17 protein-coding genes are annotated in these 20,480 nt (G+C 72.3%); 12 read left to right on the forward strand and 5 right to left on the reverse strand.

What is annotated here, in order from left to right; all coding sequences use genetic code 11:
• The first annotated feature begins 21 nt into the window (after nucleotides 1-21).
• Nucleotides 22-1,755 (forward strand): glycoside hydrolase family 6 protein, encoded by a 1,734-nt coding sequence (locus OIE12_RS27280; protein ID WP_329139733.1) that lies wholly within the window; start codon nucleotides 22-24, stop codon nucleotides 1,753-1,755.
• Between the two features lie 73 nt (nucleotides 1,756-1,828).
• Here the strand turns inward: OIE12_RS27280 and OIE12_RS27285 are convergent, their stop codons facing one another.
• From OIE12_RS27285 to OIE12_RS27295, 3 genes are all read right to left on the reverse strand, one after another.
• Nucleotides 1,829-2,662 (reverse strand): aldo/keto reductase, encoded by an 834-nt coding sequence (locus OIE12_RS27285; RefSeq protein ID WP_329139737.1) that lies wholly within the window; start codon nucleotides 2,660-2,662, stop codon nucleotides 1,829-1,831.
• Nucleotides 2,663-2,827: 165 nt separating this feature from the next.
• The gene (locus tag OIE12_RS27290) at nucleotides 2,828-4,657 is read right to left on the reverse strand and encodes an AMP-dependent synthetase/ligase (RefSeq protein ID WP_329139739.1); all 1,830 of its coding nucleotides are present in this window, start codon (nucleotides 4,655-4,657) and stop codon (nucleotides 2,828-2,830) included.
• Nucleotides 4,658-4,878: 221 nt separating this feature from the next.
• Nucleotides 4,879-5,910 carry a bile acid:sodium symporter family protein gene (locus tag OIE12_RS27295; RefSeq protein ID WP_329139741.1) on the reverse strand — a complete coding sequence of 344 codons (1,032 nt, stop codon included), beginning with the start codon at nucleotides 5,908-5,910 and terminating at the stop codon, nucleotides 4,879-4,881.
• 201 nt (nucleotides 5,911-6,111) lie between these two features.
• Here OIE12_RS27295 and OIE12_RS27300 point away from each other — a divergent pair, with 201 nt between their 5' ends.
• Nucleotides 6,112-6,981, forward strand: a complete 870-nt coding sequence (locus OIE12_RS27300) for a LysR substrate-binding domain-containing protein (protein WP_329139743.1) — start codon at nucleotides 6,112-6,114, stop codon at nucleotides 6,979-6,981.
• A 286-nt stretch (nucleotides 6,982-7,267) separates the two neighbouring features.
• Here OIE12_RS27300 and fdhD read toward each other — a convergent pair whose 3' ends face one another.
• On the reverse strand, nucleotides 7,268-8,164 hold the full coding sequence (fdhD, locus tag OIE12_RS27305) for a formate dehydrogenase accessory sulfurtransferase FdhD (RefSeq protein WP_329139745.1): 897 nt from the start codon (nucleotides 8,162-8,164) through the stop codon (nucleotides 7,268-7,270).
• An 80-nt stretch (nucleotides 8,165-8,244) separates the two neighbouring features.
• Nucleotides 8,245-9,126, reverse strand: coding sequence for a helix-turn-helix transcriptional regulator (locus tag OIE12_RS27310; RefSeq protein ID WP_329139748.1), 882 nt, complete (start codon nucleotides 9,124-9,126; stop codon nucleotides 8,245-8,247).
• Nucleotides 9,127-9,273: 147 nt separating this feature from the next.
• On the opposite strand from OIE12_RS27310, the gene OIE12_RS27315 reads away from it, so the two are divergent.
• From OIE12_RS27315 to OIE12_RS27360, 10 genes are all read left to right on the forward strand, one after another.
• Entirely contained in the window at nucleotides 9,274-10,179 is a 906-nt protein-coding gene (locus OIE12_RS27315) for an oxidoreductase (RefSeq protein ID WP_329139750.1), read from the forward strand.
• Nucleotides 10,180-10,623: 444 nt separating this feature from the next.
• The gene (locus OIE12_RS27320) at nucleotides 10,624-11,985 is read left to right on the forward strand and encodes an OFA family MFS transporter (protein ID WP_329139752.1); all 1,362 of its coding nucleotides are present in this window, start codon (nucleotides 10,624-10,626) and stop codon (nucleotides 11,983-11,985) included.
• Nucleotides 11,957-12,088 (forward strand): MFS transporter small subunit, encoded by a 132-nt coding sequence (locus OIE12_RS27325; RefSeq protein WP_267881966.1) that lies wholly within the window; start codon nucleotides 11,957-11,959, stop codon nucleotides 12,086-12,088. Before OIE12_RS27320 ends, OIE12_RS27325 begins: the two co-directional genes overlap by 29 nt.
• A 156-nt stretch (nucleotides 12,089-12,244) precedes the next feature.
• Complete coding sequence (locus tag OIE12_RS27330; protein ID WP_329139757.1) at nucleotides 12,245-13,228, forward strand: beta-ketoacyl-ACP synthase III; 984 nt, start codon at nucleotides 12,245-12,247, stop codon at nucleotides 13,226-13,228.
• A gap of 77 nt (nucleotides 13,229-13,305) precedes the next feature.
• Complete coding sequence (locus OIE12_RS27335) at nucleotides 13,306-13,923, forward strand: GntR family transcriptional regulator (protein WP_329142263.1); 618 nt, start codon at nucleotides 13,306-13,308, stop codon at nucleotides 13,921-13,923.
• Nucleotides 13,924-14,109: 186 nt separating this feature from the next.
• On the forward strand, nucleotides 14,110-15,291 hold the full coding sequence (locus OIE12_RS27340) for an ROK family transcriptional regulator (protein ID WP_329139761.1): 1,182 nt from the start codon (nucleotides 14,110-14,112) through the stop codon (nucleotides 15,289-15,291).
• 117 nt (nucleotides 15,292-15,408) lie between these two features.
• Entirely contained in the window at nucleotides 15,409-16,980 is a 1,572-nt protein-coding gene (locus tag OIE12_RS27345; RefSeq protein WP_329139763.1) for a sugar ABC transporter ATP-binding protein, read from the forward strand.
• Nucleotides 16,977-17,996, forward strand: a complete 1,020-nt coding sequence (locus tag OIE12_RS27350) for an ABC transporter permease (protein WP_329139765.1) — start codon at nucleotides 16,977-16,979, stop codon at nucleotides 17,994-17,996. Before OIE12_RS27345 ends, OIE12_RS27350 begins: the two co-directional genes overlap by 4 nt.
• A 17-nt stretch (nucleotides 17,997-18,013) precedes the next feature.
• Nucleotides 18,014-19,066, forward strand: a complete 1,053-nt coding sequence (locus OIE12_RS27355; protein ID WP_329139767.1) for a substrate-binding domain-containing protein — start codon at nucleotides 18,014-18,016, stop codon at nucleotides 19,064-19,066.
• A gap of 58 nt (nucleotides 19,067-19,124) precedes the next feature.
• Nucleotides 19,125-20,471 carry a Gfo/Idh/MocA family protein gene (locus tag OIE12_RS27360; protein WP_443053925.1) on the forward strand — a complete coding sequence of 449 codons (1,347 nt, stop codon included), beginning with the start codon at nucleotides 19,125-19,127 and terminating at the stop codon, nucleotides 20,469-20,471.
• Nucleotides 20,472-20,480 lie beyond the last annotated feature (9 nt).

Consider the following 20,480-nt stretch of genomic DNA (forward strand, 5'->3'; position numbering starts at 1 on the left):
GGAAGAAGGAAACCCGCACTCATGAGCCGTACCAGAACAGCGTTGTTCGCCGCCCTGGCGCTGGTCGCCGGGGGGACGGGCACCGCCCTCATGGCACCCACCGCAGGCGCCGCCACCGCGGCCGTTCCCTGCTCCGTCGACTACCGGATACAGAACGACTGGGGCTCCGGCTTCACCGCCAACGTCACCGTCAAGAACAACAGCGCCGCCAAGACCAGCTGGTCGCTGAAGTGGTCCTACGCCGGCAGCCAGAAGGTCGCCAGCGGCTGGAACGCCAAGATCAGCCAGAGCGGCAGCACCGTCACCGCGAGCAACGAGAGCTACAACGGCACCCTGGCCACCGGCGGTTCGACCAGCTTCGGCTTCCAGGGCACCTACAGCGGCTCCAACGCCGTGCCCGCGAGCTTCACCCTCGACGGCGTCACCTGCAACGTCGACGCCGGCGGCGGCGGGGACGACGGGGGCGGCGGGGACGACGGGGGCGGCACCACCGACCCGTCCGACCGCGTGGACAACCCGTACGCCGGCGCCAAGGTGTACGTGAACCCCGAGTGGTCCGCCCACGCGGCCGCCGAACCGGGCGGCGACCGGGTCGCCGACGAGCCGACCGGGGTGTGGCTGGACCGTATCGCCGCCATCGACGGCGTCAACGGCGGGATGGGCCTGCGCGACCACCTCGACGCGGCGCTGGAGCAGAAGGGCAGCGGCGAGGAGGTCGTCCAGCTGGTCGTCTACGACCTGCCCGGCCGCGACTGCTCCGCCCTCGCCTCCAACGGCGAACTCGGCCCCGACGACATCGACAAGTACAAGTCCGACTTCATCGACCCGATCGCCGACATCCTCTCCGACAGCAAGTACGCCTCGCTGCGGATCGTCGCCACCATCGAGATCGACTCGCTGCCCAACCTCATCACCAACACCGGCGGCAAGGCGACCGCCACGCCCCAGTGCGACACGATGAAGGCCAACGGCAACTACATCAAGGGCGTCGGCTACGCGCTGGCCCAGCTCGGCGCGATCCCCAACGTCTACAACTACGTGGACGCCGGCCACCACGGCTGGCTCGGCTGGGACGACAACTTCGGTCCCACGGCACAGCTGTTCGCGCAGGCGGCCACCAGTGAGGGCGCGACCGTCGACGACGTCCAGGGCTTCATCACCAACACCGCCAACTACAGCGCCCTGAAGGAGGAGAACTTCACCATCAACGACACCGTCAACGGCACCTCCGTGCGCCAGTCCAAGTGGGTGGACTGGAACCGGTACGTCGACGAGCTGTCGTACGCCCAGGCCTTCCGCGAGGAGGCGATCTCGGCCGGCTTCAACTCCGACATCGGCATGCTGATCGACACCTCCCGCAACGGCTGGGGCGGTTCCCAGCGGCCCACCGGGCCGGGGGCCAAGACCAGTGTCGACACGTACGTCGAGGGCGGGCGCATCGACCGCCGCATCCACGTCGGCAACTGGTGCAACCAGTCCGGCGCGGGTCTGGGCGAGCGCCCGCAGGCCGCTCCCGAGGCCGGGATCGACGCCTACGTGTGGATGAAGCCCCCGGGTGAGTCCGACGGCGCCAGCCAGGCCGTCGACAACGACGAGGGCAAGGGCTTCGACCGGATGTGCGACCCGACGTACACGGGCAACGCACGCAACGGCAACAGCATGTCGGGCGCCCTGCCGGACGCCCCGCTGTCGGGCCACTGGTTCTCCGCCCAGTTCCAGGAACTGATGAAGAACGCCTACCCGCCGCTGTCGTAGGCGGCCCGTAGCAGCCGGGCTCCGTTCCTCCGTCCCTTCGGCCGGAGGAACGGAGCCCGGCTCCGCGACGGTGTCAGCCGTTGACGTCGGCCGGGTCGGAGCCGATCCGCCGGTCCTCGTTGAGCGCGCTGATCGCGCCCAGGTCCTCGTCGTCCAGCGAGAAGTCGAAGACCTCGATGTTCTCCTTGATCCGCGACGGCGTCACGGACTTCGGGATCACGATGTTGCCCAGCTGCAGATGCCAGCGCAGCACCACCTGCGCGGGCGTCCGCCCGTGCTTCTGCGCGATCGCCACGAGCGCCGGCACGTCCAGCAGCCCCTTGCCGGAGCCGAGCGGGGACCAGGCCTCGGTCGCGATGCCCTGCTCCGCGTGGACCTCGCGCGCCGCCCGCTGCTGCAGATGCGGGTGCAGCTCGATCTGGTTGACCGCCGGGACGACCGACGTCGCCTCCAGCAGCGTCGTCAGATGCTCGGGCAGGAAGTTGGAGACGCCGATCGCCTTGGCGCGGCCCTCCTCGTACAGCTTCTCGAACGCCTTGTACGTGTCGACGAACAGGCCCCGGTCCGGCATCGGCCAGTGGATCAGGTACAGATCCACGTAGTCCAGGCCGAGCTTCTTCAGGGAGGCGTCGAAACCGCGCAGGGCGCTGTCGTAGCCCTGGTCGGCGTTCCAGAGCTTGGTGGTGACGAAGAGCTCCTCGCGGGGGAGCCCGGCGGAGGCGATCGCCCGGCCGGTGCCCTCCTCGTTGCCGTAGATCGCCGCGGTGTCGATGCTGCGGTAGCCCGCCTGAAGGGCGGTGCTCACGGCACGCTCCGCCTCGTCGTCCGCCACCTGCCAGACGCCGAAGCCGAGCTGGGGCATCTCGACGCCGTTGTTGAGGATGATCGGGGGGACCTTGCTGCTCACGAGCTCTCTAATCCTTAGGTCGTCGATGGGTGCAGCGGGCGGGACGCCCGTGCAGGACACACGAGAGTGCTCCTGCCCGTTCGTCCGCCCGGTTACCCCATCGTCAACGATCACACTGCGTGATGCATTCCGGGAGGTCCGTTCCCGGCGGGGCGAAAGGTTCCCTCACGCCTGGTACAGCGCCTCCACCACGGCCTCGTAGGCGTTCTCGATCGCCCGGCGCTTCAGCTTCAGCGAGGGCGTGAGCAGCCCGTGCTCCTCGGTGAACTGGTTCGCCAGGATGCGGAACGTACGGATCTGCTCCGCCCGGGAGACCTGCGTGTTCGCGGCGACCACCGCGCGCCGCACCTCGGTCTCCAGGTCCGGGTCGCGCACCAGCCGGGCCGGCTCCAGGCGCGGCTTGCCGCGCATCTGCAACCAGTGCTCCACCGCCTCCTGGTCCAGGGTGACCAGCGCCGCCACGTACGGCCGGTCGTTGCCGACGACCAGGCACTGGGCGACCAGGGGATGGTCCCGGACCCGCTCCTCCAGCGGCCCGGGCGAAACGCTCTTGCCACCAGAGGTGACCAGGATCTCCTTCTTGCGCCCGGTGATGGTGAGGTAGCCGTCCTCGTCGAGGGTGCCGAGGTCGCCGGTGGCCAGCCAGCCGTCGTGCAGCGCCTCGTCGGTGGCCTTCTCGTTGTTGAGGTAGCCCTGGAAGACGTTGTCGCCGCGCAGCCAGACCTCGCCGTCCTCCGCGATGTGCACGGACATGCCCGGGATGGCCTGGCCGACCGTGCCGTACCGGGTGCGCTCGGGCGGGTTGGCGGTCGCGGCCGCCGTGGACTCCGTCAGCCCGTAGCCCTCGTAGATCTGGACGCCCGCGCCCGCGAAGAACAGCCCGAGGCGGCGGTCCATCGCCGAGCCGCCGGACATCGCGTGCCGCACCCTGCCGCCCATCGCGGCGCGGATCTTGGCGTAGACCAGCTTGTCGAAGACCTGGTGCTGCATCCGCAGCCCCGCCGTCGGCCCCGGGCCGATGCCCCAGGCCTTGGCCTCCACGGCGTCGGCGTATCTGACCGCCACCTCCACGGCCTTCTCGAACGGTCCCGCCCTGCCCTCCTTCTCGGCCTTGCGGCGGGCGGCGTTGAAGACCTTCTCGAAGATGTACGGCACCGCCAGGAAGAACGTCGGCCGGAACGCGGCCAGGTCGGGCAGCAGCGCGGAGGCGCTCAGCTGCGGCTGGTGGCCGAACTTGACCCGGCCGCGGATCGCGGCGACCTCCACCATCCGCCCGAAGACGTGCGCCAGCGGCAGGAACAGCAGGGTGGACGCCTGGTCGCCGCGGCGGGAGTGGAACACCGGCTCCCAGCGCTGGATCACCGTGTCCGTCTCGAACATCAGGTTGCCGTGGGTGAGGACGCAGCCCTTGGGGCGGCCGGTGGTGCCCGAGGTGTAGATGATCGTGGCCACCGTGTCGGGGGTGACCGCCTGCCGGTGCCGGTGGACCGTGTCGTCCTCCAGATGCGCGCCCGCGTCGTACAGCTCCTGCACCGCGCCCTTGTCCAGCTGCCACAGCCGGCGCAGATGGGGGAGGCGGTCGATGACCGTGGCGATCGTCATCGCGTGGTCCTCGTGCTCCACCATCGCCGCGCTGACCTGCGCGTCGTGCAGCATCCAGCAGACCTGCTCGGCGGAGGAGGTCGGGTAGACGGGGACGACCTCGGCGCCGATGGACCACAGCGCGAAGTCGAACAGGGTCCACTCGTAGCGGGTGGGGCACATGATGGCGACCCGGTCGCCGAAGCGGACCCCCTGGACGAGCAGGCCCTTGGCGAGGGCCAGCACCTCGTCGCGGAACTCGGCGGCGGTGACGTCTCGCCAGCGGCCGTCGGGGCCCTTGCGGCCCAGGGCGATGCGCGAGGGGTCCTCGTGGGCATGCTCGAAGACGACGTCGGCCAGTCCGCCCACGGGCGGTTGCGACGTCGTCGGCGGAGGGTTGGTGAACTCGTGCAAACCCCGCTCCTCGTGCGCTCCCGGACAGGGCGTGAAAGCTACCCCACGGCGCGGCGGGGCGGGAGGGGTGTGAAAAATGAGCGCCGTTCACGGAACGTGCTGGTCAGCGCGTGAAAATGCGCTCACATGGGTCGGCGCGGGACAGAAACCTGACGTCAGGGTAAGTTCCGGGCCCGCAATCTCCACGGGATCTGCCCGGGGCATGCACCGGGTGCGAACGGTTACTGGGGAGTAGGGGTTCGTTTTCGGGTGGGGGCGGGCCGGTGGTCGCCCGGTGGCCGCGCGTCGTCGTCCTTGGCCCGCCGCCGGGCGATCACCGCGCACACCATCAGCTGCATCTGGTGGAACAGCATCAGCGGCAGCACCGCCAACGACGCCTGCGCCCCGAACAGCACGCTCGCCATCGGCAGCCCCGACGCCAGCGACTTCTTCGACCCCGCGAACTGGATCGCGATCCGGTCCTCCCGCCCGAACCCCAGCGCCCGCGCCCCGTACCAGGTCAGCGCCAGCATCACCGCGAGCAGCACCGCCTCCACCCCGAGGAGGCCGGCCAGCCGCACCACGTTCACCTGGTGCCAGATGCCCCGCACCATGCCCTCGCTGAACGCCGAGTAGACGACCAGCAGGATCGAACCCCGGTCGACGAGCCCCAGCACCTTCTTGTGCCGGGCCACGAACCCCCCGATCCAGCGCCGCAGCACCTGCCCGGCCACGAACGGCACGAGGAGCTGGAGCACGATCTTGACCAGGGAGTCCAGGGAGAACCCGCCCCCGCTGTCACCGAGCAGCGCCGCCGCGAGCAACGGCGTGACGACGATCCCGGCGAGCGAGGAGAAGGAGCCCGCGCAGATCGCGGCGGGCACGTTGCCGCGGGCGATGGAGGTGAACGCGATCGAGGACTGGATGGTCGAGGGGACGAGCGTGAGGAAGAGCAGCCCGGTGTACAGGGAGTGCGTCAGCAGCACCGGCACGAGCCCGCGCGCGGCCAGCCCGAGCAGTGGGAAGACGACGAAGGTGCAGAGCAGGACGGTGACGTGGAGCCGCCAGTGGCGCAGTCCGTCCATCGCCTCACGGGTGGAGAGCCGAGCCCCGTAGAGGAAGAAGAGGAAGGCGATCGCGGCCGTGGAGGCGCCGGAGACCGCGTCGGCGGCGGTGTCGCGCGCCGGGACGAGGGCCGCGAGTCCCACCGTCGCCAGCAGCAGGACGATGTACGGGTCGACGGGCATCCATCGCGGCCATCGCAGGCGTTTCACTGGGCTCCACCACGCTGTGCGTCATTCGGGGTCGTGTGTCATTCGGGCTCGGGTGCGCTTCCGAGGCCCGGGTGCGCTTCTTCCGAGGCTCGGCTGCCCTTCTTCCGAGGTCTCCATCGTCCGGCCCGCCGGGCTATCGGGAAACCGGTACACCGCTCTTACTGCGATCGTGTTTCGTGATGAAGGGCTAGGGTGGCCGCCATGTACGAGCCCACCCATCTGCGTACCTTCCTCGCGGTGGCGCAGACGCTGAGCTTCACGCAGGCCGCCCGGCGGCTCGGGCTGCGCCAGTCGACGGTCAGCCAGCATGTGCGCCGGCTCGAGGACGCGACCGGCCGGGCACTGTTCGCCCGGGACACCCACTCCGTGGAGCTGACGGAGGACGGCGAGGCGATGCTCGGCTTCGCGCGCCGGATCCTGGAGGTGCACGAGCAGGCGGCGGCGCACTTCGGCGGTGCGCGGCCGCGGGGGCGGCTGCGGTTCGGGGCGTCTGAGGACTTCGTCCTGACCCGGCTGCCGGAGATCCTGGAGGGGTTCCGGCGCGAGAACCCCGAGGTCGATCTGGAGCTGACGGTGGAGCTGTCGGGCACCCTGCACGAGCGGCTCGCGGCCGGGCAACTGGACCTGGTGCTGGCCAAGCGGCGGGACGGGGATCCGCGGGGGCAGCTCGTCCGCCACGACGAGCTGGTGTGGATCGGGGCGGAGCGGTTCCGGCTGGATCCGGCGCGGCCGGTGCCGTTGATCGTCTATCCGCCGCCGGGGATCACGCGGGAGCTGGCCTTGCGGGCGCTGGAGCGGGCGGGGCGGGCGTGGCGGATCACCTGCACGAGCGGAAGTCTCAACGGGCTGGTGGCGGCGGCGCGGGCGGGGCTGGGGGTGATGGCGCACTCGCGGGGGCTGGTGCCGCCGGGGTTGGTGCGGGTGCCGGAGCGGGTGGGGCTGCCGGTGCTGGGGGAGGTGGACTTCGTGCTGGTGCATGCGGAGCGGGCGGGGGCGGCTCGGGTCGCGGCGGAGGCGTTGGCGGGGGCGGTGCTGGCGGGTGGGGCTCGGCTGCGGCGGGCGGGGCAGTGACGGTTGCGGCGGGCGGGACGCTGAAGTAGGTGGCGGTTCGGCCGCCGGCCGGGTCGGTGGTGCACGGAGGACATCACCGGCCCGGACCGTTCTCGCCCCCGCCGCCCCTACCCTCCCCCAAGCTCTCAACTTCTCCCCCAAGCTCTCGGCTGCGCTCGAGCAGGGGGGACCCCCATGAGCAGGGGGGACCCCCATCATCCCTTCAAGGGGCTCCGCCCCTTGGACCCCTTGGGTGCGTTGTCGGGTGCGGGAGGGTGGGTGGTTGCTCGCGCAGTTCCCCGCGCCCCTAGAAACAGAGGGCGCCCCCTGCCTCCAGGGCGAGCCGGTGGTCTCCCGCGTACACGTTCATGGACGTGCCGCGGAGGAAACCGACCAGCGTGAGGCCCGATTCCGCTGCCAGGTCGACCGCCAGGGAGGACGGGGCCGAGACCGCGGCGAGGACTGGGATGCCGGCCATGACCGCCTTCTGGGCCAGCTCGAAGGACGCCCGGCCCGAGACCATCAGGACCGTGCGGGACAACGGCAGCGCGTCGTTCTGCAACGCGCGGCCCACCAGCTTGTCGACCGCGTTGTGCCGGCCCACGTCCTCCCGTATGTCCAGCAGCTCGCCGTCCTCCGAGAACAGCGCCGCCGCGTGCAGCCCGCCCGTGCGGTCGAAGACGCGCTGGGCCGCGCGGAGCCGGTCCGGCAGGCCGGCCAGCAGCTCCGGCGTCAGCGTCATGGGCGCGGCGGCACCGTCGTCGATCGCCCAGCGGGCCGTCGTACGGACCGCGTCCAGGCTCGCCTTGCCGCACAGTCCGCAGGACGACGTCGTGTACACATTGCGTTCGAGCGTGATGTCGGGGATGACGACGTCCGGCGCGGTCTGCACGTCCACGACGTTGTACGTGTTGGACCCTCCCCCAAGCTCTCGGCTTCGCTCGAGCAGGGAGGGACCCCCACCCGTCGCGCCCGCGCAGTACACGATGTTCCGCAGCTCGTCGCCCGCGCCCAGTACCCCCTCGCTCACCAGGAACCCGGCGGCGAGCGCGAAGTCGTCGCCGGGGGTGCGCATGGTGATCGCGAGCTGTTTGCCGTTGAGCCGGATCTCCAGCGGCTCCTCGGCGACGAGCGTGTCCGGCCGGGCGGAGACCGCCCCGTCGCGGATGCGGATGACCCTGCGTCGTTCCGTGACCCGTCCCATGTCCCGATCAGCCCCGGTTCCCTGCGTCGTACTGGCGGCCGAAGCGGCCCTTGGAACAGAGGTTGCCACGGGGCGCCGGATCAATCACCCCGCCCCCGTCCCGCCCGGGCCGAGCGGGTCGCGCGCAGGGACGCCAGCAGCCGCAGCCGGTCCGCGGCGGGGCCGGGCTCGGCGGTGAACACCAGCATCACCGGACCGGGGTCGCCGGGCAGCGGGTACGTGTCCCAGTCCAGGACGAGGTCGCCCACCTCGGGCACCCGGAACGTCTTCGTGCCGCTGACCGACGCGCACACGTCGTGCCGGGCCCACAGCCGCCGGAACTCCGCGCTGCGGATGCTCAGTTCGCCGACGATCGCGGTGGCGCGCGGATGCGTGGGGTCGGTGGCGACGGCGGTGCGGAGCATGCCGATGTAGTCCAGGGCCTGGCGCTCCCAGTCCTGGCAGCGCCGCCCGTGGTTCAGTTCGTCGTCGAACAGCAGCAGGAGCATGTTGAGCCGGTCGGGCGGGAGCCCGGACGGGTCGCCGAGCAGGGCCTCGGCCATCTCGTTCCAGTCGAGCAGGTCCAGGTGCCTGCCGAGGACGACGGCCGGGGTGTCCATGACGCGCAGCAGCCGGCGGGTGCGCCGCGGCACGCGTTCCGGGGCGCGGTCCACCGGGGCGGGTGCGGGCCGGCGGGCGGCGCGGGCCAGGGTGAACAGGTGCCGGCGCTCGGCGTCGTCGAGGCCGAGCGCGCCGGCCAGCGCCTCCAGGACGCCGTCGGACGGGCGTACCTCCCGGCCCTGCTCCATCCGCTGGTAGTAGTCGGTGCTCAGCCCGGCCAGCAGGGCCAGCTCCTCGCGCCGCAGCCCGGTCACCTTGCGCCGGCCGCCCGGCTCCAGGCCGACGTCGCGCGGGGCGATCCGGCCGCGGCGGGCGCGCAGGAAGTCGCCGAGTTCGCGGGCGTACGGGTGCGGGCTGCTCATACGGCCAGTGTGCCGCCCTCCTGGACGCGCAAGGTAGGTCCCGGGGACCTAGGGAAACGCGGACCATCGAGCCGGCCCGCACCGCTCCTAGCGTGGCCGGGCCGGCGTGCCGCCGACCCGACGTACCGATGCCACCAGGAGCAGCAGATGACCGGATGGACCGTCGACCGCATTCCCGACCAGCACGGCAGGGTCGCCGTCGTGAGCGGGGCCAACTCGGGCCTCGGCCTGGTCACCGCGACCGAGCTGGCGCGGCGGGGCGCCCGGGTCGTCCTCGCCGTCCGGAACACCGCGGCCGGGGAGGAGGCCGCGCGCCGGATGGGCGGGGACGTCGAGGTGCGGGAGCTGGATCTCGCCTCGCTCGCGTCGGTGCGGGCGTTCGCCGCGAAGCTGGCGGCCGATTACCCGGTGATCGATCTGCTGGTCAACAACGCGGGGCTGGTGCTGCTGGGGCCGCGCCGTACGTCTGCCGACGGGTTCGAGCTGCACTTCGGCACGAATCTGCTGGGGCACTTCGCGTTGACCGGGTTGCTGCTCGGCAGTCTCTCGGCGGCGCCGGCCGCGCGAGTGGTGAGCCTCAGCTCGATCACGCACAAGAACGCGCACCTCGACTTCGACGACCTGATGTCGGAGCGGGACTACGACGCGGCCCGTGCGTACGGGCGGTCGAAGCTCGCGGCGACGGTGTTCGGGGTGGAGCTCGACCGGCGGCTGCGGGGGGTGGGGGCGTCGGTGGTGAGCGTGCTCGCGCATCCGGGGCTCACGCGTACGAATCTGACGCCTCGGGCGTGGGAGCACCGGGGGAGGGTGGGAAGTGTGATCGCGCGGCTCGGGTTGCTGGTCACGCAGCCGGTGGAGCGGGGGGCGTTGCCGCAGTTGCGGGCGGCGACGGATCCGGGGGTGCGGGGTGGGCAGTTCTTCGGGCCGGGGGGTTTGTGGGAGACGCGGGGGCGGGTGGTCGAGGCGCGTCTGAGCCGGGATGCGGCCGATCCCGGGATCGCCCGGCGTCTGTGGGAGACGGCCGAGCGGCTGACGGGGGTCAGCTACCTCTGAGTTCCGGCGGCGGTGTGCTTTTTCGCCCCCGCCGCCCCTACCCTTCCCGTCCTTTCAAGGGGCTCCGCCCCTTGGACCCCGCGAGAGCTCGGGTGGGTGGGGGTTGATTGCGCAGTCCCCCGCGCCCCTTACGGGTCGCGGTTGCTCGCGCTTGCGCAGCCGGGGGCGCCCCCTGCTTTTCAGGGGCGCGGGGAACTGCGCGACACGCCACAACGCAGCCGCACCCGCCAACGAACCCCACCCCCCGAGCTCCCCGGCGCAACAACCCGGGGTCCAGGGGCGGAGCCCCCGGGCTCCGGGCGCCCCGGAACGCCGTCGAACCCCACCACTTCGACCGCTCACCGCCCCACAGGAACCGTTCGTCGCGCGCACCGTACCGTTCACCGCATACGCGCAGACCGTTGCCTTCTCAACTACCCCCGACGTCCCTACCGTTCTTGATCCATGAGCCCCCCTGTCGCACCCCCCGGCTGGAGCCGCTGGCTCGTTCCCCCGGCCGCCCTCGCCATTCACCTCTCCATCGGCCAGGCCTACGCCTGGAGCGTGTTCAAGCCGCCCCTCGAATCCGCCCTGGACCTCTCCGGCACTCAGAGCGCCCTCCCCTTCCAGCTCGGCATCGTGATGCTCGGCCTGTCCGCCGCCTTCGGCGGCACGCTCGTCGAGCGCAAGGGGCCCCGCTGGGCCATGACCGTCGCCCTGGTCTGCTTCTCCTCCGGCTTCCTGCTGTCCGCCCTCGGCGCTGCCACCGAGCAGTACTGGCTGATCGTCCTCGGCTACGGCTTCGTCGGCGGCATCGGTCTCGGCATCGGCTACATCTCCCCGGTCTCCACGCTCATCAAGTGGTTCCCGGACCGCCCCGGCATGGCCACCGGAATCGCCATCATGGGCTTCGGCGGCGGTGCGCTGATCGCCTCGCCCTGGTCGGCGCAGATGCTGGACTCCTTCGGCACCGACAGCGGGGGCATCGCCCTCGCGTTCCTCGTGCACGGACTGGCGTACGCCGTCTTCATGACCCTCGGTGTCCTTCTCGTCCGGGTGCCGCGCGAGCGCGCCCCCGTCGTCCCGGCGGCCGGGGAGGAGACGGCCGGAGCCGAGGCCCCGGCCGTCGCCGCCCCCGTCCACGTCTCCGCCCGCAGTGCCGTCCGCACCCCGCAGTTCTGGCTGCTGTGGATCGTGCTGGTCACCAACGTGACCGCCGGCATCGGCATCCTGGAGAAGGCCGCGCCGATGATCACGGACTTCTTCGCGGGCTCGTCGACCCCCGTCTCCGTCTCCGCGGCGGCCGGCTTCGTCGCCCTGCTGTCCGCGGCCAACATGGCCGGCCGCATCGGCTGGTCCACCACCTCCGACCTGATCGGCCGGAAGAACATCTACCGCGTCTACCTCGGCGTCGGCGCCGTGATGTACGCGCTGATCGCCCTGTTCGGCGACGACTCCAAGCCGCTGTTCGTGCTGTGCGCGCTGGTCGTCCTCTCCTTCTACGGCGGCGGCTTCTCGACCGCACCCGCCTATCTGAAGGACCTCTTCGGCACCTACCAGGTCGGCGCCATCCACGGCCGGCTGCTCACCGCCTGGTCCCTGGCCGGTGTGCTCGGCCCGCTGATCGTCAACTGGATCGCCGACCACCAGGAGGACGCGGGCAAGCACGGCGCCGACCTCTACACCCTGTCCTTCCTCATCATGATCGGGCTGCTCGTCGTCGGCTTCGTCGCCAACGAACTCGTCCGCCCCGTCCACCCCCGTCACCACGTCCCCGTATCCGGCAAGGAGGCCGCCGATGACCGGCGAGAGCAGTCCGCCGCCTGACCGCCGTCCGCTGATCGCCCTCTCCTGGCTGTGGGTGGGCGCCCCGCTCGCCTACGGTCTGTACGAACTGGTGCGCAAGGCGACGCAACTGTTCACCGGCTGATCCCACCGGGTGAACGAACGCTTTGCGGCCGGGGCCCCGGGCACTGACGGAAGCCGACAATCCGCCTCCCGCTTTCCTGTCGCTTCGCCTGCCGCCGTACCCGTGAGTCACTGATCAGACTGGTGGATCCGCCACCCACGCACCAGGGGGACCACCATGACGCACGGCTCACGCCTCACCGCCGTCGGCCATTACCAGCCCGCCGGGATCCTCACCAACGAGGACCTGGCGGGCATGGTCGACACCAGTGACGAGTGGATCCGCAGCCGGGTGGGCATCCGCACCCGGCACGTCGCCGGGCCCGACGAGCCGGTCGACGAACTCGCCGCGCACGCCGCCGCCAAGGCCCTCGCCGCGGCCGGGCACGGCCCCGAGACCGTCGACCTCGTCGTCGTCGCCACCTCCACGGCGATCGACCGGTCCCCGAACACCGCCGCCCGGGTCGCCGCCCGGCTCGGCATCCCCTCGCCGGCCGCGATGGACGTCAACGTCGTCTGCGCCGGGTTCCCGCACGCGCTGGCCACCGCCGACCACGCCGTCCGCGCGGGCGCCGCCACCCGCGCGCTGGTCATCGGCGCCGACAAGATGTCCGAGGTCACGGACTGGACGGACCGTACGACCTGCGTCCTGGTCGGCGACGGGGCGGGCGCGGCCGTCGTCGAGGCCGACGTCGAAAGGCCCGCCGGGGCCGACGGGGCCGCCGCGGCCGACGCGCGCCCCGGTATCGGGCCCGTGCTGTGGGGCTCCGTACCCGAGATGGGGCACGCCGTACGCATCGAGGGCACCCCGCCGCGCTTCGCCCAGGAGGGGCAGAGCGTCTACCGCTGGGCGACCACCCGCCTCCCCGCCATCGCCCGCCAGGTGTGCGAACGCTCCGGCATCGCGCCCGCGGACCTCGCCGGAGTCGTCCTGCACCAGGCCAACCTGCGCATCATCGAACCGCTCGCCGAGAAGATCGGCGCCGTCAACGCCGTCGTCGCCCGGGACGTCACCGAGTCCGGCAACACCTCCGCCGCCAGCATTCCGCTCGCCCTCTCCAAGCTCGTCGAGCGCGGCGAACTGACCACCGGCGACCCGGTCCTCCTCTTCGGCTTCGGCGGCAATCTGTCGTACGCGGGACAGGTGATCCGCTGCCCCTGAGCGTCCAAGGGGGTGGGCCGGCCACCACTGGTTCCGGAAGGGAGCCGACGTTGTCGACGGAACTGCCGCGGGGCGCGATGCCGGCGCGGCCCGGGCCGCTGCGCGACCGGGTCCACGAGGCGCTGCTCGACCTCATCACCAGCCGCGCCCTGCCGCCCGGCCGGCATCTCGTCGAGAGCGAACTGGCCCGGCACCTCGGCGTCTCGCGGCAGCCGGTGCGCGAGGCGTTGCAGCGGCTGAGCACCGAGGGCTGGGTGGACCTCAGACCCGCCCAGGGCGCGTTCGTGCACGAGCCGACGGAGGCCGAGGCCGAGCAACTGGGCACGGTACGCACACTGTTGGAGGGCGAGGCCGCCCGGCTCGCCGCCACGGCCGCCGGCGCGGACGGCGTCGGCGCGCTCGAGGTGCTGTGCGCGGAGGGCGAACGGGCCGTGGCAGCGGGCGACCTGGACCGCGCGGTCGCCCTCGGCGCCCGCTTCCACGCCAAGGTCATCGAACTCTCCGGCAACGCGGTCCTCGCCGAACTGGCCGCCCGGATCGACCGCCGGGTGCGCTGGTACCACGACCCCGCCGCCCGGCAGCGCGGCCCGCGGGCCTGGGCCGAACACCGGGCGATCACGGCCGCGATCGCGGACGGCGACGCCGCCCGCGCGACGGCACTGATGCGCGCCCACACCGAGCACATACGCCACTGATCCCCGCCGCCGGCCCGCCCGCGGCCGGACTTTGTCCTGTGCGAGGAGAAAGAACGAGCAATCCGCGCACAGCTTCTTCCCAGGTTCGGCAGGCGCTGCTACGTTCCCTTACCGAGCAAGCCACCAACGCGGCCGAACACCGCCGCGCACAGGCCTGATTGAGGCGGGGAGGGGCTCGTGAGGCGCATGACGGCACGTCCGGGAAACGCACACCAGGCCCGCCTGCTGCGGCTGTTGCGCGACGGCGGCCCCAACTCCCGGGCCCGCCTCGGCGACCAGGTCGATCTGTCACGGTCCAGGCTGGCCGTGGAGGTGGACCGGCTGCTGGAGACGGGCCTCGTCGTGGCCGACGGACTCGCCGCCTCGCGCGGCGGCCGCCGCTCCCACAACGTCCGCCTCAATCCGCAACTCCGCTTTCTCGGCGTCGACATCGGCGCGACCTCGGTCGACGTCGCCGTCACCAACGCCGAGCTGGAGATCCTCGGTCACCTCAACGAACCGATGGACGTGCGCGAGGGCCCGGTCGCGGTCTTCGAGCAGGTTTTGTCCCTGGCGGCGAAGCTCAGGGCCGCCGGGTGGGCGGAGGGGTTCGACGGCGCCGGCATCGGCGTCCCCGGGCCGGTCCGCTTTCCCGAGGGCGTCCCGGTGGCGCCGCCGATCATGCCCGGCTGGGACGGCTTCCCCGTACGGGAGGCGCTCGGCCAGGAGCTGGGCTGCCCGGTCCTCGTCGACAACGACGTGAACCTCATGGCGCTGGGGGAGCAGCACGCCGGCGTCGCCCGCACCGTCGCCGACTTCCTCTGCGTCAAGATCGGCACCGGTATCGGCTGCGGCATCGTCGTCGGCGGCCACGTCCACCGCGGCACGACGGGCAGCGCGGGCGACATCGGGCACATCCAGGCCGTGCCCGACGGACGGCAGTGTGCCTGCGGCAACCGGGGCTGCCTGGAGGCCCACTTCAGCGGTGCCGCGCTCGCCCGCGACGCGGCGGAGGCCGCCCGGCAGGGCCTGTCGGCCGAACTCGCGAGCCGACTGGAGGCGAACGGCGGCCTGAGCGCCGTCGACGTCGCCGCCGCGGCCGCCGCGGGCGACGCCACCTCGCTCGACCTCATCAGGGAGGGCGGCACCCGCACCGGCCAGGTCATCGCGGGCCTGGTCAGCTTCTTCAACCCGGGCCTCGTGGTGATCGGCGGCGGGGTCACCGGCCTCGGCCACACCCTGCTCGCCGCGATCCGCACCCAGGTCTACCGCCAGTCCCTGCCGCTGGCGACCGGCAACCTCCCCATCGTGCTGGGCGAACTGGGCCCCACCGCCGGAGTCATCGGCGCGGCCCGGCTCATCAGCGACCACCTGTTCTCACCCGCGTAACCGGCCGCGCCCCCGCGAACCGGCTCCCGCACACCACACCGAACCGCTCCGGCCCCACCGCACCGAGCAGCCCTGCCCTGACTCCGGCCGTCCGTACGCCCGCCGAGGGGACCTCACATGGCACCGGAACCACCCCTGCTCAGCATGTCCTCCGTCACCAAGACCTTCCCCGGCGTCCGGGCCCTGGACGGCGTCGACCTCGACGTCCGGGCCGGCGAGGTGCACTGCCTGCTCGGCCAGAACGGCGCCGGCAAGTCCACCCTCATCAAGGTGCTGGCCGGCGCCTACCAGCCCGACTCCGGCACCCTCCGCTGGCGCGGCGAGCCCGTCACCCTCCGCTCGCCCATGGCCGCCCTGCGCCTCGGCATCGCCACCCTCCACCAGGAACTCGACCTGGTGGACCATCTGTCGGTCGCCGAGAACGTCCACCTGGGCCATGAGCCGACCCGCGCCGGCTTCGTCGTACGAGCAAGGGCGGCGAGGTCGGCGACGGCGGCGCTGCTCGAACGGCTCGGGCACCCGGAGATCCGCCCCGGCCGCCCGGTCGGCGAACTCCCGGCGGCACAGCGGCAGATCGTGTCCATGGCGCGGGCGCTCTCGCACGACGTACGGCTCCTCGTGATGGACGAACCCTCCGCCGCCCTCGACCCCGACGAGGTCGACAACCTGTTCCGCATCGTCGCCGACCTCACCGCCGCCGATGTCGCCGTCGTGTACATCTCGCACCGCCTGGAGGAGATCCGCCGCATCGGCGACCGGGTCACCGTCCTCAAGGACGGCCGGGCCGTCGCCGGCGGACTGCCTGCCCGGTCGACGCCCACCCGCGAGGTGGTGGCGCTGATGACCGGCCGCAGCATCGAGTACGTCTTCCCGGACCGGCCGGAGGGGCAGGCGGACGGCGCCGCCACCCCCGTCCTGAGCGTCCGCGGCCTCTCCCGGCAGGGCGAGTTCGCCCCGCTCGACCTCGACGTCCGCCCCGGCGAGATCGTCGGCCTCGCCGGACTTGTCGGCTCCGGCCGCTCCGAGATCCTGGAGACGGTCTACGGCGCCCGCCGCCCCACCACCGGCCACGTCCTCGTCGACGGCCGCCCGCTCAGACCCGGCAGCGTGCGCGCCGCCGTCCGCGCCGGGCTCGGCCTCGCTCCCGAGGAGCGCAAGGCGCAGGCCCTGCTGATGCTGGAGTCCGTCACCCGCAACGTCTCCGTCGCCGCGCTGCCCCGCTTCGCGCGCGGCGGCTGGCTCGACCGGCACGCCGAACGCGAGGCCGCCCGGACCGCCACCCGGGAGCTGTCACTGCGCCCCGACGACCCCGCCGTACCCGTGCGCACCCTGTCCGGCGGCAACCAGCAGAAGGCGGTCCTCGCCCGCTGGCTGCTGCGCGGCTGCCGGGTCCTGCTGCTCGACGAACCCACGCGCGGCGTCGACGTCGGCGCCCGCGCCGAGCTCTACGCGGTGATCCGGCGGCTGGCCGACGCGGGCCTCGCCGTCCTGCTGGTCTCCAGCGAGATCCCCGAGGTGCTCGGCCTCGCCGACCGCGTCCTGGTGCTCCGCGAGGGCCGCGTCGTCCACCAGGCACCCGCCCGCGGCCTCGACGAACACCGCGTACTCGACCTCGTCATGAACGCGCACCGGGACGCGCGCGAGGACCTGTCCAGCGACTCCTCCCGGGAAGGGAGCCCGGCCTCATGACTCAGCACGTGTCCCCGCCCCGGGACGGCACCGGAAAGGCGGCCCCGGCGGCCGGGCGGCCCGCCCGGCGGGGGTTGCCGGTCCACGCGGACGTCCGCACCCTCACCCTGCTCGGCGTCCTCGCCGTCCTGGTCCTCATCGGCGGCCTCACCAAGCCCGACGCGTTCCTCGACACCCGCAACCTCCAACTCGTCCTCACCCAGGCCTCCGTGATCGGCGTCGTCAGCGTCGGCATGACGTTCGTGATCACCTCCGGCGGCATCGACCTGTCCGTCGGCGCGATCGTCGCCCTGTCCTCGGTGTGGGCCACCACGGCCGCCACCCAGAGCCACGGCTTCGGCGGCATCCTTCTCACCGCGGTCCTGGTCGGCCTCGGCTGCGGGCTGGTCAACGGGGTGCTCATCGCGTACGGCGGCCTGGTCCCGTTCATCGCCACCCTCGCCATGCTGGCCTCCGCACGCGGCCTCGCCCTCCAGATCACCGACGGCCGCACCCAGGTCGTCACCGTGCCGGGCGTCCTCGACCTCGGCGAGCGCGACGCCTACGTGCTCGGCGTGCCACCGCTGGTGCTGGTGTTCGCGGCCGTCACCGTGGTCGGCTGGCTGGTGTTCAACCGGACCACCTTCGGCCGCCGCACGGTCGCCGTCGGCGGCAACCCGGAGGCCGCCCGGCTGGCCGGCATCGACGTCCGCCGCCAGCGGCTCTACCTCTATCTGCTCTCCGGGCTGTGCTGCGGCATCGCCGCCTTCCTGCTCGTCGTCCTGGCCGGCTCGGGCCAGAACACCAACGGCAATCTCTACGAACTCGACGCCATCGCCGCCGTGATCATCGGCGGCACCCTGCTCAGCGGCGGCCGGGGCACCCTCACCGGTTCCGTCCTCGGCGTCCTGATCTTCACCACGATCACCAACCTCTTCGCCCTGAACAACCTGCAGAGCGACGTCCAGCAGATCGCCAAGGGCGCGATCATCGTCGCCGCCGTGCTGGTCCAGCGCCGTACCGCGAGCACGACCTGAGGAAAGGGTTCACCGCCATGCACCAGCTCACCTCCTCCCGCAGAGGACTGCTGTTCGGAGCCGCCGCCGTGTCCGCCGGTGCCCTCCTCAGCGGCTGCACCAGCAACGACACGGGCGACGACGGCGACGGCGGGGCGGCCGCGAACGACAGCCCCGCCGCCGACGACAGGCCCGGCAAGCGCGTCACCATCGGCTACGCGGGACCGCAGGCCGACCACGGCTGGCTCAACGCCATCAACGACAACGCCAAGAAACGCGCCGAGAAGTACACGGACGTCACCCTCGAGGTCACCGAGGGCTCCAACGACACCGCCCAGCAGATCGGCCAGATCGAGACCCTCATCAACAAGAAGGTCGACGTCCTGGTCGTCCTCCCCGCCGACGGCAAGGCCCTCACCCGGGCCGGGCTCAAGGCGATGCGCGCCGGCATCCCCGTCGTCAACCTCGACCGCGTCTTCAACTCCCCGCAGGCCTACCGCTGCTGGATCGGCGGCGACAACTACGGCATGGGCCTCAACGCCGGCCACTACATCGGCGAACGGCTCAAGGACAAGGCGGACGCCAAGGTCGTCGAACTGGCCGGACTGGACAACCTGGAACTCACCAAGCAGCGCACGCAAGGGTTCGACGACGCACTGAAGAACTACCCGAACATCAAGAAGGTGGCCCGCCAGGCCGCCGAGTTCACCGTCGAGTCCGGGCAGGCCAAGATGGCCCAACTCCTCCAGGCCCAGCAGGACTTCGACGCGCTCTGGAACCACGACGACGACCAGGGCGTGGGCGCGCTGCGCGCCATCGAGCAGGCCGGGCGGGACGACTTCCTGATGGTCGGCGGCGCCGGCGCGCTCTCCGCGTTCCAGGCCATCAAGGCGGACCGGGGCGTGCTGAAGGCGACCGTGCTCTACCCGCCGACGATGGCCGCCTCCGCGATCGACCTGGCCCGTGCGCTCGGCCAGGGCAAGGGGGTCTCCGGACTCGCCGAGTTCGAGATCCCCACGTCGCTGACCTGCTACTCGGCCGTCGTCGACAAGGAGAACGTCGACCGGTACATGTCCACGGGCTTCAAGTGAGGCGGCCGGCAGCGCCGCACCGGGCCCGCCGCGCCACGACGACGAGGAGGACAGCCGCATGAGGGAGCCGGTCGAACCGGGGAAGCCGGGAGAGCCGCTGGAGCCGGGGGGAACGGGGGAGGTGGGGGAGGTCGCCGGGGGGCGCGCCACCGCGGTGGTCGCGCGTCCCTCGGCGGCCGCGCCGCCGCTGCGGATCGGCATGGTGGGCCACGCCTTCATGGGCGCCGCCCACTCCCAGGCCTGGCGCACCGCGGGCCGCGTCTTCGACCTGCCGCTGAACCCGGTCCCGGTGGCACTCTGCGGGCGCGACGCCGACGCCGTACGCCTGGCCGCCGGCCGGCACGGCTGGGCGAGCACCGAGACCGACTGGCGGGCCCTGGTGACACGCGACGACATCGACCTCGTCGACATCTGCACCCCCGGTGACAGCCACGCCGAGATCGCGCTGGCCGCGCTCGCCGCCGGCAAGCACGTCCTGTGCGAGAAGCCGCTGGCCAACACGGTCGCGGAGGCGGAGGTGATGACCCGCGCCGCCGAAGAGGCGTACGGCCGGGGCCGGTTGGCGATGACCGGCTTCAACTACCGGCGCCTCCCGGCCACCGCGCTGGCCCGCCGCATGGTCGCCGAGGGGCGCCTCGGCCGGCTGCGGCACGTGCGGGTGACCTACCTCCAGGACTGGCTGGTGGACCCCGCCGCCCCGCTGACCTGGCGGCTGCGCCGGGAACGCGCCGGCTCCGGCGCACTCGGCGACCTCGGCGCCCATGTCGTCGACCTGGCGCAGTACCTGACCGGGGAGCCGCTCGCGGGCGTCTCGGCGCTCACCGAGACGTTCGTACGACGCCGGCCGCTGCCGTCGGCCACCGGTGGGGGGCGGGGGCTGTCGGCGGGGTCGGCGGACGGCGTCGAAGGTGAGTCCCAGGCCGATGCCACCGGCGAGGTCACCGTCGACGACGCCGTCGTCTTCACCGGCCGTTTCGCCTCCGGCGCCCTCGCCTCCTTCGAGGCCACCCGCTGCGCCACCGGCCGCAAGAACTCCCTGCGCCTCGAACTCAACGGTGAGCGCGGCTCGCTGGCCTTCGACCTGGAGCGGCTCAACGAACTCTCGTACCACGACGGCACGGAGCCGGGGGAGCACGCGGGCTTCCGCCGCATCCTCGTCACCGAACCCGAGCACCCCTACCTGGACGCCTGGTGGCCGCCGGGCCACGGGCTCGGCTACGAGCACACCTTCGTCCACCAGGTCCGCGACCTCGTCCACGCGATCGCCGAGGGCCGCCGGCCCGAGCCCTCCTTCGCCGACGGACTGCGGGTGCAGCGCGTGCTCGCCGCCGTCGAGGAGAGCGCCGCGAAGAACGCCGTCTACACCCCGATACCCGCCCCCGCACCCGACCCGATCGCCCCTTGAGGAGGCTGA

The organism is Streptomyces sp. NBC_00670 (assembly GCF_036226765.1).
Taxonomy (GTDB): domain Bacteria; phylum Actinomycetota; class Actinomycetes; order Streptomycetales; family Streptomycetaceae; genus Streptomyces.